The sequence below is a fragment of the Pseudohaliea sp. genome (assembly GCF_054552115.1).
In genome coordinates, this window is the sequence record NZ_JBTOLW010000026.1 from 38,607 (window position 1) to 54,851 (window position 16,245).

The window sequence follows — 16,245 nt, forward strand, 5'->3', positions numbered from 1 at the left end:
TCAGAAGCTCTCGCTGGCACCCATGACTTCGGCGAGTTCTTCCTCGGCATCGAGCTCATCCTCGCGCGCCAGCATGTCACCGGTCACCAGGCCCTCGGCAATCTCGCGCAGGGCGATGACGGTCGGCTTGTCGGATTCTTCCTGGACCAGCGGGTCCTTGCCCCCCGTCGCGATCTGGCGGGCGCGCTTGCTGGCCAGCATGACGAGTTCGAAGCGGTTTTCCACGCTCTCGAGGCAATCTTCTACGGTTACACGTGCCATGGCTATCGGGCTTCCTGGTCAAACTGTAGTTCGGCGCGCGCGGGCGCCGGGTAACGGCATAGTATACAGGAGCCTGCCGCCCCCGGGGCAAGCGCTGCTCGCGAGTGCCTCAGGCTAGAAGCCGCGCGAGGGTGTCGGCGTGGCGTTCGCTCTGGGCGCGGGTGCGCAGGCGGCAGCTCTGCACGATGGCGGCGAGCTCGTCCAGGGCGCGCTCGAAGTCGTCGTTGAACACGAGGTAGTCGTACTCCACGTAGTGCGACATCTCGGCCACGGCTTGGTCCATGCGCCGGGCGATGGTCTCGGGGTCGTCCTGGCCGCGGGCCGTCAGCCGCTCGTGCAGCGTTTCCCGGGACGGCGGCAGGATGAAGATGGAGCTGGTTTCCGGCATGAGCCGCTTCACCTGCTGCGCGCCCTGCCAGTCGATCTCGAGGATCACATCCGTGCCGGCGCGGAGGCGCTCCTGCACCCAGGCCTGGGACGTGCCGTAGCAGTTGCCGAAGACCTCGGCGTGCTCGAGGAAGGCGCCTTCGCCGAGCATTGCCTGGAAGATGTCCGGCTCCACGAAGTGATAGTTCACGCCGTCCACCTCGCCGCGGCGCTGCGGGCGCGTGGTGTGTGAAACGGAGACCGTGAGTGCCGGCACCCGGGCAACCAGGGCCTCGACGAGGCTGGTCTTGCCGGCCCCGCTGGGCGCGGAAATCGTGAAGAGGGTGCCGGTGGCCGTGCTCATGCTCTCGTTCCGTCGCCTGCGTCCCGGGGCCGCTAAGGTATGCCAGCCGGGGCCGGGTTTCAATCGCCGGTTGACCGGCAGCTCGATACATAATCAAAAAAGAACGTAAGTTTTCCAAATATCTATTTTACAGAATTTGTCGCCCCCCCGATACTGCGCCCCACTCACTACCGGGAGGTGCCCCATGACTGGAAACTGGACGGATCTCGCTTTCTTGCTCGTCCCTACCGTGTACCTGCTGGCCGCCGGGCTGGCCGGTTTCGCCGCGCCCCGCGCCGGCTGGAAACTGCTGCAGGGCGGCAACGCGCTGGCCCTGGCCCTGGCGCTGGCCCTCGACCTCGCGCCGGACCCGGTCTCGGGCTGGTTCCTGCACGAACCGGTGAACAGCATCGTGCTTTCCCTCGTCGCGTTCATCGGTCTCGTCGTGGCCCGGTTCTCCACTCACTACCTGGACGGTGACGCGGGGCAGGCCCGTTTCCAGCGCTGGCTGCAGGTCACCCTGGCCTGTGTCGCGGTCGTCGTCACCACCAACCACTACCTCGTGCTGCTCCTCGCCTGGGCAGGCATCAGCCTGAGCCTGCACCAGCTGCTGATGTTCTACCCGGAGCGCAAGCGCGCGGCACTCGCGGCGCACAAGAAGTTTCTCTTCGCCCGCCTTGCCGAGCTCTGCCTCGCGGCCGCCGGCTGCCTGCTCTACCTCGAGCACGGCACGCTCGCCATCGACGGCATGCTGGCCGCCTACAGTGATCCGGGCGTTGCTCTCGGTGTCCGCGAGCAGCTTGCCGCGCTGCTGATCGCCAGCGCGGCGATGGTCAAGTGCGCCCAGTTCCCCGTGCACGGCTGGCTGATCCAGGTCGTCGAGGCGCCGACGCCGGTTTCCGCCCTGCTCCATGCGGGGATCATCAACCTCGGCGGCTACCTGCTGCTGCTCATGGCGCCGCTGCTGGCCCTGGCGGCCCCGGCCAAGGCCCTGCTGCTGGTGGTCGCGGGCCTCACCTGCGTGATCGCCGCCCTGATCACCATGACCCGGGTCAGCATCAAGGTCCTGCTGGCCTGGTCCACCGTGGCGCAGATGGGCCTCATGCTGGTGGAGTGTGCGCTCGGCCAGTACGGCCTCGCCCTGCTCCACCTCGTCGCCCATTCCTGCTATAAGGCCTACTGCTTCCTCGCGGCCGGCGGCCAGGTCGAGGCCTACCTGCAGCAGCGCCTGGCGCCGCCAGCCGAGGCTGCGGCCGCCGTCGCGCCACTGTTCATCCTCGCAGCCGTCGGGCTCTTCGCCGCCCTCGCCGTCACCGGTCTTCTGGCGCCCGATGCGAGCCTCTGGCTGCTCTTCGCCCTGGTTGTCCTGATGCTGGTCAGCGAGCGCGGCAGCCTGCTGGTGCGGGGCTCGGCGCTGCGCGCGCTGGCGGTGGCGGGCGGTCTCGCGGTCGCCTATTTCCTGCAGAAGTCCGTGTTCACGGCCCTGGCGCCCGCCACCGCGGCCCCCGGGCTCCCGGCCACGCTCTGGTGCGCAGCCCTGTTCCTCGGACTCCTCGGCGCCTACTGGCTGCTGCGATGCCGCCCCGACAGTGCCCTGTCGCGCCGGCTCTACCGCAATCTCTACGCCGGCTTCTACCTCGATGAGTGGGCTACGCGGGTCACCCTTGCCATCTGGCCGGCCCAGCTGCCGCTGCGCGCCACCAGCAAGCAAGTACTTACAATCAAGCAATTGGAGGCAAGCCGATGAGCACTGACGACCTTCGCGCCGCGGCCCTGCGGGACGCTGCCCGCAACGCCGGCGAGCGCATCGCCCCGACCTGGCCCCTGGATCAGCTGATCGCCGTGAACCCCTGGTGGGAAATGCGCGACCAGTCACTCTCGGCGGTATCGGCCCGGCTGGCGGCGCTCGGCCAGGTCGAATGCCTCATGCCCCGGAACTGGTACCGCGCACACTGGCAGCGGGAGATCCGCTTCGAGCACCTCGCCGCGACGGCGGCCGAATCCGGTGTCGACCTGGACGAGAAGGCGCTGCTGGCCTGGCTTGACGGCGGCGACCAGCTGGCGCACTGGCACAACTTCAGCGACCAGGTGGACGGCACCCGGGACCTGGAGCGGCAGGTGAGCTGGCACGACGAAATCGTGCACCAGATCAGCCAGTTCTGCGCCAGCTTCTTCAGCGGTGACACGCCCCTGCCGGCGGTGCCGGGGGCCGGGCTGTACGGCGCCTGGCTGGACGCGGTGCGCAACGATCGCGGCATCGAGATCATGATGGGGGAGCGCGGGCTGCACCGGCAGTTCGAGGCCCTGCCGGACGACGAGGATGCGCTGTTCCAGGCGGCAGCCGAGGCCTTCGAGCTGGGCGCGGAACTGGCCGAGGATTACTTCCATGCCCTGTTGCTGGAGGTCAACGGCTGGGCGTCCTGGGTGGCTTACCTGCGCTGGCAGGCGAACCTCGCCGGCGGCGAGGACGACCGCATGCCCTCCCTGCTCGCGGTCCGTCTCGCCTGGGAGCTGGTGCTCTGGCGCCATCACGCCGAGCAGCACGCAGAAACCGCCGCCATCGTCCGCCGCCAGTGGCGGCAGCAGTTCGAGCGCCTGCCGGAGCTGCTGCGCCAGCACCGCGATGCCCAGCGCCCGGCCTGGACCTGGCAGCGCGCCGCCGAGCTCGCCTTCCAGGGCTCGCTGCACGACAGTCTCCTCGCCCCGGTGCCCGCGGCTGCTGCCGTGGCGCGCCCGTCGCTGCAGGCGGTGTTCTGCATCGACGTGCGCTCCGAGGTCTACCGGCGGGCGCTGGAAGACCAGGACCCCTCGATCCAGACGCTCGGTTTCGCCGGTTTCTTCGGCCTGCCCATCGCCTACGCGCCGGCGGGCAGTGCCTACGAGCGCCCCCAGCTGCCGGGGCTGCTGCCCTCGGCCATCACCGTGGTGGAGGCGGAGGATGCGGACCGGGTGAAGGCGCGCAGCCAGGGCCTCAACCGGCGGGCGCGCTGGGAGGCGGTGGGCAAGAAGGCACCGGCGGCCTTCGGCTTCGTCGAAGCTGCAGGTATCGGCTACGCTCTGCGCCTGCTCCGCGAGAGTTTCGCCGGCGCCGACCCGGTGCACCCGGTGAACGAACTCTGCGGCCACGGCGGGCGCTTCGAGCTGCGCCAGGACGGCGCGGCCCTCGACGCGGCGGCGCAGGCCGGGCTGGTCGCCGGCGTGCTCGGCGCCATGACCCTCACGGACCGTTTCGCCCCGGTGGTCCTGCTCGCCGGCCACGGCAGCAGTACCCGCAACAACCCGCATGCCGCGGGCCTGGACTGCGGCGCCTGCTGCGGACAGACCGGCGAGGTCAACGTGCGCGTCCTCGCCCAGGTGCTCAACGACAGCGAAGTGCGCGCGCACCTTGCCGCTGACCACGGCATCACCATCCCCGGGGACACGCGCTTCTTGCCCACGCTGCACGACACGACCACGGACGAGCTGAAGCTCCTGGAGGCGCTTCCGGACACGGGCGCGCCGCTCGCCGACTGGATCGCCGCGGCCAGCGCCGCCACCCGGCGCGAGCGCGCGCCCGCCCTCGGCGTCTCCCCGGCGCGCAGCGACAGGGCCCTGCCGGCGCGCAGCCGGGACTGGTCGCAGGTGCGCCCGGAGTGGGGGCTCGCGGGCAACGCCTGCTTCATCGTGGCGCCGCGCAGCCGCAGCCGCCACCTCGATCTCGGCGGACGCAGCTTCCTGCACGACTACGACTGGCGCGCCGACGCGGAGAACGGCTACCCGGTGCTCGAGCTGATCATGACCGCGCCGATGGTGGTCACGCACTGGATCAACATGCAGTACAACGCCTCGGTCACGGACCCGAGCCGCTACGGTTCGGGCAATAAGGTGCTGCACAACGTGGTGGGCGGCAATCTCGGGGTCTTCGAGGGCAACGGCGGCGACCTGCGCATCGGCCTGCCGCTGCAGTCGGTCCACGACGGCGAGGACTGGGTCCACCCCCCGCTGCGCCTCTCGGTCTACCTCGACGCCCCGGCGGAGGCGATCGCCGCCATCGCCGACAAGCATGAGGTCGTCCGCCAGCTCATCGACAACGAGTGGCTCTACCTCTTCCGCCTCGACGACGAGGCCGGCGAGATCCAGCGCCTCTATCGCGGCCGGTGGTCTGTCGCCGCGTCTTCGGAGGCGTCGGCGGCGGCTTAAGCCAGGGGTTCTTTACGGCTTTGGGTGGCGGGCGTTCCGGCGCACGCCTTCGCCGAGGCTCCGGTGGCACTAAGCCGGCTTAGCTCTCCAGGCGGTCGACATTAAGGCGGGGTGCCGGAGCGGGCCCAGCGGAACGTCGCGGGCCATGGACGGCCCGCGTCGAGCGCACATGGATGTGCTTGTAGCGGTTCCGCTGGGCCCGCTCCGGCAGCCTGCCGCCACTGCACATCGAGAAGATCACCCAAGCAGCCAACCACGATGACTACTCGATGTTCTGAACCTGTTCCCGCATCTGCTCGATGAGGACCTTGAGCTCGATGGCACCCTGGGTCTGGGCGATGCCCATGGACTTGGCGGAGAGGGTGTTGGCCTCGCGGTTCAGTTCCTGCATGAGGAAGTCGAGGCGTCGCCCGCAGGGGCCGCCGGCGTCGAGAACGCGGCGGACCTCGGCGACGTGGGCGTCGAGGCGGTCGAGTTCCTCGTCGACGTCCGTCTTCTGGGCCAGGTAGGCGAGCTCCTGCTCCAGGCGGTCCGTGTCCAGGGAGTCGGTCAGCGCCGCGAGGCGCTGGCGCAGGCGGGCCTGCTGCTGCTCGCGCAGCGCCGGGAGCTGCCCGCGGACCACGTCCGCCTCGCGGGCCACCGCGTCGATGCGGTCGCGGACCAGGCGGCCGAGCTGTTCACCCTCGCGGGCGCGGGTCTCCGCGAGAGAGGCCAGGGCCTCGTCGAAGGCCGCCAGGGCGGCCGCGGTGAGGTCATCCTCCGCCGGGGCGGGTGTGCGGGCAACGCCGGGGAACTGCAGCACCGCCAGCGGGTCCGGCCTGGCGACCGAGTCCTCCTCGCCGGCGATCTCCCGGCAGGCGGCGAGGACCTGGGCCAGGCGTGCACGGTCGAGTTCCAGGGGGCGGTCCGTGGTGGTGGCCTGCAGGCGGAGCAGGCAATCCACCTTGCCCCGGGCGAGGGCCTTGCCGAGGCGCTCGCGCAGCGCCGGTTCCAGCGAGCGCAGCTCGTCGGCGAGCTTGAAATGGCAGTCGAGGTAGCGGTGGTTCACGCTGCGCAACTCCACCACCAGCGTACCGAAGGCGGTGCTGGCGCCGGCGCGGGCGAATGCCGTCATGCTGTTGACCAGCGCTCTTTCTACCAGCGCTCTCTCTACCATCGCTGCGCAGCCTCCGGGCTCCGGTAAGACGGGCGTCATGCTAGCACGGCGACGCTCCCGGGCCCGCTCACGTATACTCCCGGCCCGAAGGAAGGTGACAGTCCTATTCACAGAGACAGGGAGGCTCCATGCAGCGACCCAGCGGCCGCCGGCCGGACCAGTTGCGCGACATCAGCATCACCCGCCAGTTTACCCGCCACGCCGAGGGCTCCGTGCTCGTCGCCTTCGGGCACACGCAGGTTATCTGCACCGCCTCTGTGGAAGAGGGCGTGCCGCGCTTCCTCCGCGGGCAGGGGCAGGGCTGGCTCACGGCGGAGTACGGCATGCTGCCGCGCTCCACGGGGACGCGCATGGGCCGGGAGGCGGCGCGCGGCCGGCAGGGCGGCCGCACGCAGGAGATCCAGCGGCTGATCGGCCGGTCACTGCGCGCGGGGCTCGACCTGTCGAAGCTCGGCGAGTACACCATCACCATCGACTGCGACGTCATCCAGGCCGATGGCGGCACGCGCACGGCGGCGATCACCGGTGCCTGCGTGGCGCTGGTCGATGCGTTGAACGGCATGCAGCGCGACAAGCGGCTGCTGGAGGACCCGCTCCTCGGCCTCGTGGCCGCCGTTTCCGTCGGCATCGTGGACGGCGTGCCGGTGCTGGACCTCGACTACGCCGAGGACTCCACGGCGCACACGGACCTGAACGTGGTGATGGGCGAAGGCGGCGGGTTCATCGAGGTGCAGGGCACCGCCGAGGGGGCGCCTTTCGAGCGCGGCGCCCTCGACGCCATGCTCGACCTGGCCAGCGCCGGCATCGGTGAACTGGTGGGGCGGCAGCGGGAGGCCCTCGCCGCGGGCTGACGCGGGCCGAGAGGCGCCGGGGAGCCGCTCAGACCTCGAGGTCGTAGTCCATGATCAGCGGGGCGTGGCTGGAAAAGGCCTGCCCCTTGTAGATGGCGCCGTGCTCGACCTTGAAGCGCAGGCCCTCGGAGATCACCTGCAGGTCCATACGCCACCCGGGGCCGTCGCGGTCGCCGTCGGGCCGCCAGGTGAATTCGTCGCCGTCCGAATTGATCTCGCGGAAGGCGTCGACGTAGCCGTTCGCCAGCAGCTCGTCCATCCACTGGCGTTCCTCGCCCAGGAAGCCGGGCTGGCCGCTCGCGCTCTCCGTGTCAGCCACATCGATGGCATTCGGGGCGATCTGCCAGTTGCCGCAGATGATGAACTGCCGGCGCTTGTTGCGCACTTTCTGCAGGTGGTGCCCGTACAGTTCGAAGAACTGCTGCTTGCGGGCCAGGGCCGCGCCGTCACCGGCGGCTGCCGCAGGTGCCAGCAGGCAGCCGACGCTGACGTCCTGGTAATCGGCCTGGATATAGCGGCCTTCCATATCGAACTCGGCGAAGCCGAGGCCGGTCATGATGGCCTTGGGGAGCTTGCGGCAGTAGATCGCGACGCCGTTGGCCTTGCCGTCCACGTCGTCGAAGAAATAGCCGTTGTAGTCCCGGGGGAAAAACTTGTCGTCCTGAAGATCGTACTCGGAGCAGCGCAGATCCTGGATGCAGATGAAGTCCGCATCCTGTTCGCCCAGCCACTCGTAGAGCCCCTTTTCGGCCGCTTCCCTGAGGCCGTCAGCACTGAAGCTGATGATTCGCATTCCGTACCCCCTTGTCAGGGCGCTATGATACCGAATCGCGTCGTGCCAGAATACTGAGTTGCATCAAGGAATGGGCCCCTGTCCATGGAGGATTTCCAGCGCACTTTCATCGAGCTGGCGCGGCGCCACGATGTGCTGCGCTTCGGTGAGTTCACCCTGAAATCCGGGCGCCGCAGTCCCTATTTCTTCAATGCGGGGGCCTTTGCCACGGGCGCTGCGCTGGCGACCCTCGGCCGCTGCTACGCGCGCCGGATCGTCGATGCCGGCGTCGACTTCGAGGTGCTCCTCGGCCCCGCCTACAAGGGCATTCCCCTGGCGGCGACCACGGCCGTGGCGCTCGCCGACCACCACGATCGCGACGTGCCCTTCGCCTACAACCGCAAGGAAGCCAAGGACCACGGCGAGGGCGGATCGCTGGTAGGCGCCTCCCTCCAGGGGCGGGTGCTGGTCATCGACGACGTGATTACCGCCGGTACGGCCATCGGCGAGGTGGCCAGCATGATCGAAGCCGCCGGGGCCCGGCTCGCCGGCGTCGTCATCGGCCTGGACCGGCGCGAGCGCGGCCAGGGCGAGCGCTCGGCCGTGCAGGAAATCGGCGAGCGGTACGGCGTGCCGGTCCTGTCCATCGTGCACATGGGCCACCTCATCGATTGGCTCCGGGAGCGCGAGGACGCGCCCGACGGCGCCCTCGAGGCGATGCTTGCCTACCGCGAGCAGTACGGCGTGTGACTTGTTCCCCCATGCTGCGACGCCTATATTCCCCGGTAATGAATGCTCGCATCGCGATGCCGGGGCTGTTGCTGTCCCTCCTTTTGGCGGGCCCTGTCGGGGCTCAGCCCATGTATCGCTACATCAACGACGAGGGCGTTGCCGTCGTCGCCTACCAGGTTCCCCCCGAATACGTCGCCAGGGGCTACGAGGTCCTGAATGACAAGGGCGTGACCGTCGACGTGGTACCGCGCACCCTCACGGAGGAAGAGCGGGCCAACATGGACAGCGAGGAGCGCCTTGCCCGGGAAGCCGAGGACGAGCGCAAGCGGCTGCAGGAGTGGGACCGGTCCCTGCTCCTGCGCTACAGCGCCGTGGAGGATATCGAGGCGGCCCGGGACCGGGCGCTCCGCGACCTGCGCATCCGCGTGAGCATCCTGAAGGGCAAGCAGCGCTCCCTGCGCCAGCAGGTGGAGAACTACCAGGCCCAGGCTGCGGACCAGGAGCGCCGGGGCGAGCCGGTCAGCCCGGCGCACCTCGAGGCGATCGAGGACCTGCGCCGGGAGATGGCGCAGGCCGAGCGTTCCCTGGTCGAGCGGGAGCGGGAGATCAGCGAGGTGGTGGCGTCCTACGAACGCGACATCGAGCGCTTCCGCACGCTCCTCGAGGTGGTCGAACTGCGCAAGCGGATAGCCCGGGGCGAAGAGCCGGGTACGGAGCGCGCGGACTAGGGCGTGCGGGACTCCCGCTGCGCCCCTCCCTGCTCCTCCCGCAGCGGGCGCGGAACCTCGCGGAAGAACCCCTCGAAGATGAACGACAGCTGTGTGGTCCAGTCCGCTGTCGGGCTGCGCCGGAAGCCGCTGCGCACGAACTGGGTCATGCGCCCCTCGGCGCTGGCCATGAGCAGGTTCGCCGCCGCCGGCAGCGGCAGCACCGGGCGCAGGCCCTCCTGCACCTCCGCCTCCCTGAGCACCTGGCGCAGCTGGGTCTCGTAGCGCTCGAAGAGCTGCACGACCCGCTGGTGCAGCCGCGGGTTCTCCCCGGCAAGGGCATCGCCGGTCATGATCCGGGAAATACCGGGATTGTGCTCCACGAAACTGAGCAGCAGGCCCAGCATGTGCTCGCAGCGGGCCGTCGCGGCCGGCTGCTCGCGCAGGATCAGAGCGATGCGCTCGAAGAGGCTGTCCTCGATGAACTCGATAAGCCCCTCGAACATCTTCGACTTGCTGGGAAAGTGGCGGTAGAGAGCGGCCTCGGAAACGCCCACGCGCTCGGCCAGCCGCGCCGTGGTGATGCGATCACCGGGGTTGGCCTCGAGCATCTCCGCCAGCGCCTCGAGAATCTGCTGACGACGCTGGGACTTTCGTTGCGGCATGGGCGGGGGCTCTCTTCCGGGGCCACCATCCTAGCCGGGGACCGGTAGCCCTGCAATACGGGCCTCAGGTCCCCCGGCTGGTGATCTTCGTGCCCATGCCCTCATCCGTGAAGATCTCGAGCAGCACCGCGTGCGGCACCCGCCCGTCGACGATATGGGCGCTGGCGACGCCGGCCTTGACCGCCTCCAGGGCGCAGCCGATCTTCGGCAGCATGCCGCCGTGCACGGTGCCGTCGGCGATGAGGGCATCGACCTCGGCGGTGCTGAGCCCGGTAAGCACCGTGCCCTTGCCGTCCATGAGGCCGGCCACGTTGGTGAGCAGCATGAGCTTCTCGGCCTGCATGACCTGGGCGAGCTTCCCGGCCACCAGGTCCGCGTTGATATTGTAGCTCTGGCCGTCGTCGTCACAGCCGATGGGGGCGATCACCGGGATGAAGTTGCTGTCCAGGATGACGTTCAGCATTTCCGTGTCCACCTGGCGCACCTCGCCCACATGGCCCATGTCGATGATCTCCGGGGCCTCGAGTTCCGGGCCCCGCCGCTCGATGGTGAGCCGCCGGGCGCGGATCAGTTGCCCGTCCTTGCCGGTCACGCCGATGGCCTTGCCGCCGCTGCGGTTGATTGAGGCGACGATCTCCTTGTTCACGCGGCCGCCGAGCACCATTTCCACCACGTCCATGGTCTGCGCGTCCGTTACCCGCATGCCGTCGACGAATTCGCTCTTGATGTTCAGGCGCTCGAGGAGCGTTCCGATCTGCGGGCCGCCGCCGTGGACCACCACCGGGTTCATGCCCACGAGCTTCATGAGCACGATGTCGCGGGCGAAGCTCTCGTGCAGCAGCGGGTCGACCATGGCGTTGCCGCCGAACTTCACCACGATCGTCTTGCCCGTGAAGCGCTGGATATAGGGCAGGGCCTCGGTAAGGACCTGGGCGACCTGCAGGGCGGCGTCGGCGGAGAGTGACATGGGGTTCCCGTTATGAATGGGTCAGAAGGGAGGCGCCAGGTCGGGGTGGACCTTCGCCAGCTGCTCGCGGAAGCGCGTCATGACGTCCTGCAGCGCGGCTTCGTCGTCACCCTCGAAGCGTGCCGTCAGCGCCGCCGAGGTATTGGAGGCGCGGAGCAGCCCCCAGCCACGGGGATAGTCGACGCGCACACCGTCCAGGCCATTGATTCGCCCCTCGCCGAAGTCCGCCTGCCGGCGGAACGTCTCCACCAGCTGGAACTTCTGCCGCTCGTCCACCGGGATGATGATCTCCGGCGTGCTCGCGGACCGGGGGAACTGGCCGAGGAGCACATCCAGGGTGCTGTCGCTGCCGCTGACGATCTCTGCCAGCCGTGCGGCCGCGTAGAGGCCGTCGTCGAAACCGAACCAGCGCTCGCCGAACACCATGTGGCCGGAGAGTTCGCCACCGACGAGCGCGCCGGTCTCGGCAACCTTCTCCTTGATGTGGGAGTGGCCCGTCCGCGAGAGCACGCCGCGACCGCCGAGGCTGGTGACCAGCTGGGCGAGGTTGCGGGAGCACTTCACGTCGTAGACCACGTCCGCGCCGGGGTTCCGGGTGATCACGTCCTGGGCGAAGAGCATGAGCAGGTAGTCGGCCGGTACGATCTCGCCGCTGCCCGTGACGGCCGCCACCCGGTCGCCGTCACCGTCGAAGGCGACCCCGAAATCCGCTCCCTCGCGGCGTACCGCCGCCTGCAGGTCCGCGAGATTGGCGGCCACGCTGGTGTCCGGCGGGTGGTTCGGGAAGCTGCCGTCAACGTCGCAGTAGAGCGGCACGACCTCGCAGCCCAGTTCCTCGAGGAGAGTCGGCGCCAGGTGCCCGGTGGCGCCGTTGCCGGCGTCCACCACGATCTTCAGGGGCATGGCGAGCCCGACGTCGCCGACCACCTCGTCGAGGTAGTCGGAGGCGACGTCGCGCTGCAGCTTGTGGCCGCTGCCCTGGCTGAACTCCCCCGCCAGCGCGATCTCCCGCAGCCGCTGGATGGCGCTGCTGGCCATGGGCCTCCGCTTCAGGTACAGCTTGACGCCGTTGTACTCTGGCGGGCTGTGGCTGCCGGTGACGATGACGGCAGAAGTCGCGTCCTGGAGCTGGTGTGCGGCAAAGTAGGCCAGCGGGGTCGGCACGAGGCCGATGTCGATGACGTCCCGGGCCGACTGCAGCAGTGCCCGCTCCAGGCCGGCCTTGATACGGCCGCTGCTCGCGCGCCCGTCGTAGCCGAGTACCAGGGTCTGCTCGCTCTCCAGCCCGGCCAGCGTTCCGATCGCCGCGCCGATGCGGTAGACCGTGTCATCGTCGAGTTCCGTGTCGGCGACGCCGCGGATGTCGTAGGCGCGGAAGATATGCTCCGGAAGCGCCTCGGCGGGTCCCGCGACGACCTCGCGGGCCGGTGCGCTGCCACTGCCGGCGGGCGCGGGTGCCTCCGGCACGCGGTGCACGCCACCCACGCCATCCATGCGTGCCCGGCGCAGGGTCAGCTTGCGCAGGTCGCGGGCGATGGGGGCGAGCTCGGGAATCCTGAGCGTATAGGGGGTACGGTGCTCGGCGGCGGCTTCGGCCCGGGCCACTTCCCGGCGCAGCAGCGCCGGGTAGCGGAAGGCCACCAGGGCGAAGCCCGCGCTGCCGGCCAGGAGCAGGAGGACAATGCCCAGCAGGGGCTGGGAAACCTTGTCCTCGAGGGACTGGACCAGCGCCTCACCCGGGGTGAACACCACGAGCCAGGGCGTGCCGGCCACGGCGGCGCGTGCGGCCCGGTCGCCGGGTTCTGCACCGAGAACCCGTGCTTCCGCGGCGCCGCCGCGGCCCTGCAGTTGCTGCAGCAGCGAGAAGGTGCCCGCCTGGTCGTCGGGGGTCGCCAGGCTGTCGCGGAAGAGGCCCTCGTCGTAGCTCAGCAGGGCGACCAGCCGTTCGCCGCCCGCAGCGAGTTCCCCGCGGCCGGCAAAGGAATAACGCCATCGGTCCCCGGCGCGGTAGGCTTCCGGCAGCGGCTCTTCACCGTTCGAGGCGCGACGGACGAGGTCGATCTCGATGTGGTTTTGCAGGCCCCCCTCGCCCCCGGTGAGGCCGGCGCTGCCGAGGTCGTCGAGGGCGAGGACACGAAGGCCCACGGCATCGGGGAAGGCGGCCAGGGCCTTGCTGGCTGCGCCGGCGAGGCTGTCGGGCGAGGGCCCGGGCAGCAGGGCGGAAAACCCGTCCCCGGAGAGCGTGGCTTGCAGCCGCGCCTGCACGGCAGCGGCCCGGGCGGCTACGGCCTGTGCCCGGCTGGCCGCGTAGCCTGCCGCGACCTCGTCGACCAGGGCTCGCTCGAGGGCGGGCTGGCGCAGGACGAGCAGCCAGGCCAGCAGGAGCACGGCGGGGACCAGCAGCAGCGCGAAGCCCTGGAAGAGAATCCCATAGAGCGCGTTCCCCGCCGCGTCGATACCGTGCACGCGGCGGCTGTCGCTGTGATGCTGTTGTTCTTTCCTTAGCATGGCGGCGAGCCCCCCCGGTGCATCATAAACCGGGGCGGATCACGGGGAAACGACCGGGGCGCCGCGGGTCGCGGCGTAGCGGTCGGCGATCTGCGCGACGATGGCGCGGGCAAGGCTGCCTTTCCCCGCCCGCGGCAGCGCCTGCTCGCCGCCCGCCCAGAGCAGGGTGACGGCGTTGTCGTCGCTATTGAAGCCGATGCCTTCGGCGGAAACGTCATTGGCGACCACGAGGTCGAGGCCCTTGCGCTCGAGCTTGCCGCGGGCGTAGGCGAGGAGGTCGCGGGTCTCCGCGGCGAAGCCGACGGTGAACGGGCGCGGGTCGGCCGCGGCCACGGTGGCGACGATGTCCGGGTTGCGCACCAGGGTGAGGGTCATCCGGTCGTCGTTCTTCTTTATCTTGTCGTCGGCTGCCTGCTCCGGGCGGTAATCGGCGACCGCGGCGCAGGCAATGAAGATGTCGCATTCGGGCAGCAGGGCCAGGGAGGCGTCGAGCATCTCCCGGGCGCTCTCGACGTCCCGGCGCGCCACCCGGGGCGGCGTCGCCAGCGCGGCCGGCCCGCTGACCAGCGTCGTGCGGGCGCCGGCGTCCGCGCAGGCAGCGGCCAGGGCGAAGCCCATCTTGCCGGAGCTGTGGTTGGAGAGGTAGCGCACCGGGTCCAGCGCTTCCCGCGTGGGGCCCGCGGTGACCACCACGCGGAGGCCGGCGAGGGCGCCGTGCTCGAAAAGGCCGGCGGCGCGCTCGGCAATGGCCTGCGGTTCGCTCATGCGCCCGGTGCCCACCTCGCCACAGGCCTGGTCGCCGTCCGCGGGGCCGACGCGATGGATACCCCGCGCCTCGAGGGTGGCGATATTGGCTGCGGTGGCCGCGTCGGCCCACATCTGCTGGTTCATGGCCGGCGCTACGAGCACCGGCGCCGCCGTGGCCAGGGCGACGGTGGTCAGCAGGTCGTCCGCGCGGCCGGCGGCGAGGCGCGCGAGGCAGTCGGCGGTGGCGGGAGCGACAAGGAGTAGATCCGCCCAGCGGGCGAGCTCGATGTGGCCCATGCCGCGCTCGGCCTCCTCGTCGAGGAGGTCCCGGTGCACCGGGTGCGTCGACAGCGCCTGCAGCGTCAGCGGCGTGATGAAGGCCTCGGCGCCGCGGGTCATGATCACCCGTACGTCAGCCCCGCGCGCCTGCAGTTCGCGCACGAGGAAGGCGGACTTGTAGGCGGCGATGCCGCCACAGACACCAAGGACGACATTGCGATTGAAAAGATGTGCCATCGCGGGCCCCGGGCTGGGAAAATCGGGCGTGTGAAGGGCGGGAAGATAGCACAAGGCTCCCATGGCGATCGACGACTGGCCGCGCGGCGAGGGCCCGCGGGAAAAACTGCGGCTGCACGGGCCGGGCGTCCTCTCCGATGCCGAGCTTCTCGCGGTGGTGCTGCGCACCGGCCGGCGGGGCATGAGCGCCCTCGGCCTCGCCTGCGCGCTCCTCGAGCGCGGCGGTGACCTCGCCGGGGTACTGGCGATGGATGCCGCCGCCCTCGAGGCGGAGCCGGGGGTGGGTAGCGCCAAGGTCGCCCAGCTGCAGGCGGCCGTGGAGCTGGCCCGGCGCAGCGTCGAACAGCAGCTGCGCCGGGCCGACGTCATGAGCAGCCCCCGGCATACCCGGCGCTTCCTCCAGCATCACCTCGCAGCGCGGACCCGCGAGGTCTTCAGCTGCCTGTTCCTCGACAGCCAGCACCGGCTGCTGCGCTGCGAGGACCTGTTCCTCGGCACCCTCGACGGCGCCGCCGTCTATCCCCGGGAGGTGGCCGTGCGCGCCCTGCAGCACCGGGCGGCGGCGGTGATCCTCGCCCACAACCACCCCTCCGGGGTTGCCGAACCGAGCCACGCGGACCGGCGCATCACCGAGCGCCTGCAGGCGGGCCTGGGCCTCCTCGATATCCGCGTGCTGGACCACGTGATCGTCGGCCGCGGCGAGGCCTTTTCCTTCGCCGAGCAGGGGCTGCTGTAGACCGGCTGTTTTATTCCTTGCGGACCCCTGGACCTTCTGGTATAAAGTCGCGCTCCGCGCGGCAGGCCCCCCGATTCACGGTGACGTGTGCCCCGCCGCCCCACAGTTGGATTGGCCCCCGGGTCCCCAAGGAGACAACGATGGCACGAGTCTGTCAGGTCACCGGCAAGCGCCCGGTCACCGGTAACAATGTATCGCACGCCAAGAACCGGCGTCGCCGCCGTTTCCTGCCGAACCTGCACCAGCATCGCTTCTGGGTGGATTCGGAGAAGCGCTTCGTCACGCTGCGCGTCTCGAGCAAGGGCATGCGCATCATCGACAAGAAAGGTATCGAGACCGTCCTGGGCGAACTGCGCGCCCGCGGCGAGAAGGTCTGAGCACGGCTGGCTGAAGGAGCACGATCGTGAGAGAAAAGATCCGCATGAATTCCACCGCCGGCACCGGGCATTTCTACACCACGGACAAGAACAAGCGCACCACGCCGGACAAGCTGGAAATGAAGAAATACGACCCCGTCGTTCGCAAGCACGTGATCTACAAGGAAGGCAAGATCAAGTAAGGCGCCTGCGGGCACGCGAGACCCCGGCACCCCGTCGGGGTTTTTTTTGGTTCATCGTGGATTACCGGGGAACGCCGCGCGGATCTTCAGGAAGAAATACGCCTCGTCCCGGTAGCCGTAGGCCATCCGCTTGATGACCTTGATTCGGTTGTTGATCCCCTCCAAAACGCTGGTATGCAA

17 protein-coding genes are annotated in these 16,245 nt (G+C 69.7%); 8 read left to right on the forward strand and 9 right to left on the reverse strand.

The window, feature by feature from the left end; translation table 11 throughout:
- Together rpoZ and gmk are read right to left on the reverse strand one after the other, a co-directional pair.
- A complete protein-coding gene (gene rpoZ, locus ACX93N_RS12530) occupies positions 1–261 on the reverse strand; it encodes a DNA-directed RNA polymerase subunit omega (RefSeq protein ID WP_459428765.1) in 261 nt (86 codons plus the stop codon).
- 109 nt (positions 262–370) lie between these two features.
- A complete protein-coding gene (gene gmk / locus ACX93N_RS12535; protein WP_459428766.1) occupies positions 371–991 on the reverse strand; it encodes a guanylate kinase in 621 nt (206 codons plus the stop codon).
- A gap of 184 nt (positions 992–1,175) precedes the next feature.
- Between gmk and ACX93N_RS12540 the strand changes: the two genes are divergently transcribed.
- Together ACX93N_RS12540 and ACX93N_RS12545 are read left to right on the forward strand one after the other, a co-directional pair.
- Positions 1,176–2,717, forward strand: coding sequence for an NADH-quinone oxidoreductase subunit L (locus ACX93N_RS12540; protein WP_459428767.1), 1,542 nt, complete (start codon positions 1,176–1,178; stop codon positions 2,715–2,717).
- Positions 2,714–5,149, forward strand: coding sequence for a YbcC family protein (locus ACX93N_RS12545; RefSeq protein WP_459428768.1), 2,436 nt, complete (start codon positions 2,714–2,716; stop codon positions 5,147–5,149). Before ACX93N_RS12540 ends, ACX93N_RS12545 begins: the two co-directional genes overlap by 4 nt.
- 262 nt (positions 5,150–5,411) lie before the next feature.
- Here the strand turns inward: ACX93N_RS12545 and ACX93N_RS12550 are convergent, their stop codons facing one another.
- The gene (locus ACX93N_RS12550) at positions 5,412–6,263 is read right to left on the reverse strand and encodes a YicC/YloC family endoribonuclease (protein ID WP_459428769.1); all 852 of its coding nucleotides are present in this window, start codon (positions 6,261–6,263) and stop codon (positions 5,412–5,414) included.
- Positions 6,264–6,433: 170 nt separating this feature from the next.
- On the opposite strand from ACX93N_RS12550, the gene rph reads away from it, so the two are divergent.
- On the forward strand, positions 6,434–7,156 hold the full coding sequence (gene rph, locus ACX93N_RS12555; protein ID WP_459428770.1) for a ribonuclease PH: 723 nt from the start codon (positions 6,434–6,436) through the stop codon (positions 7,154–7,156).
- Positions 7,157–7,184: 28 nt separating this feature from the next.
- Here the strand turns inward: rph and ACX93N_RS12560 are convergent, their stop codons facing one another.
- Positions 7,185–7,949 (reverse strand): exodeoxyribonuclease III, encoded by a 765-nt coding sequence (locus ACX93N_RS12560; RefSeq protein ID WP_459428771.1) that lies wholly within the window; start codon positions 7,947–7,949, stop codon positions 7,185–7,187.
- 84 nt (positions 7,950–8,033) lie between these two features.
- Between ACX93N_RS12560 and pyrE the strand changes: the two genes are divergently transcribed.
- On the forward strand, positions 8,034–8,678 hold the full coding sequence (gene pyrE / locus ACX93N_RS12565; RefSeq protein WP_459428772.1) for an orotate phosphoribosyltransferase: 645 nt from the start codon (positions 8,034–8,036) through the stop codon (positions 8,676–8,678).
- A gap of 110 nt (positions 8,679–8,788) precedes the next feature.
- A complete protein-coding gene (locus tag ACX93N_RS12570) occupies positions 8,789–9,388 on the forward strand; it encodes a hypothetical protein (protein WP_459428773.1) in 600 nt (199 codons plus the stop codon).
- Here the strand turns inward: ACX93N_RS12570 and slmA are convergent.
- From slmA to coaBC, 4 genes are all read right to left on the reverse strand, one after another.
- Positions 9,385–10,032 carry a nucleoid occlusion factor SlmA gene (gene slmA, locus ACX93N_RS12575; RefSeq protein ID WP_459428774.1) on the reverse strand — a complete coding sequence of 216 codons (648 nt, stop codon included), beginning with the start codon at positions 10,030–10,032 and terminating at the stop codon, positions 9,385–9,387. The genes ACX93N_RS12570 and slmA overlap by 4 nt on opposite strands.
- 64 nt (positions 10,033–10,096) lie before the next feature.
- Entirely contained in the window at positions 10,097–10,999 is a 903-nt protein-coding gene (gene argB / locus ACX93N_RS12580; protein ID WP_459428775.1) for an acetylglutamate kinase, read from the reverse strand.
- A 21-nt stretch (positions 11,000–11,020) separates the two neighbouring features.
- Entirely contained in the window at positions 11,021–13,507 is a 2,487-nt protein-coding gene (locus ACX93N_RS12585) for a phosphomannomutase/phosphoglucomutase (RefSeq protein WP_459428776.1), read from the reverse strand.
- A 39-nt stretch (positions 13,508–13,546) separates the two neighbouring features.
- Positions 13,547–14,770 (reverse strand): bifunctional phosphopantothenoylcysteine decarboxylase/phosphopantothenate--cysteine ligase CoaBC, encoded by a 1,224-nt coding sequence (coaBC, locus tag ACX93N_RS12590; RefSeq protein ID WP_459428777.1) that lies wholly within the window; start codon positions 14,768–14,770, stop codon positions 13,547–13,549.
- A 61-nt stretch (positions 14,771–14,831) separates the two neighbouring features.
- Between coaBC and radC the strand changes: the two genes are divergently transcribed.
- The 3 genes from radC to rpmG all read left to right on the forward strand — a co-directional run bounded on the left by radC (position 14,832) and on the right by rpmG (position 16,065).
- Positions 14,832–15,506 (forward strand): RadC family protein, encoded by a 675-nt coding sequence (gene radC, locus ACX93N_RS12595; RefSeq protein ID WP_459428778.1) that lies wholly within the window; start codon positions 14,832–14,834, stop codon positions 15,504–15,506.
- A 140-nt stretch (positions 15,507–15,646) separates the two neighbouring features.
- Complete coding sequence (rpmB, locus tag ACX93N_RS12600; RefSeq protein ID WP_459428779.1) at positions 15,647–15,883, forward strand: 50S ribosomal protein L28; 237 nt, start codon at positions 15,647–15,649, stop codon at positions 15,881–15,883.
- A 26-nt stretch (positions 15,884–15,909) separates the two neighbouring features.
- Positions 15,910–16,065: a 50S ribosomal protein L33 gene (gene rpmG / locus ACX93N_RS12605; protein ID WP_459428780.1), complete on the forward strand. Its 156-nt coding sequence runs from the start codon at positions 15,910–15,912 to the stop codon at positions 16,063–16,065.
- 51 nt (positions 16,066–16,116) lie between these two features.
- On the opposite strand, the gene ACX93N_RS12610 is transcribed toward rpmG, so the two are convergent.
- The coding region (locus ACX93N_RS12610) for a transposase (protein ID WP_459428783.1) at positions 16,117–16,245 on the reverse strand (129 nt) is incomplete at its 5' end.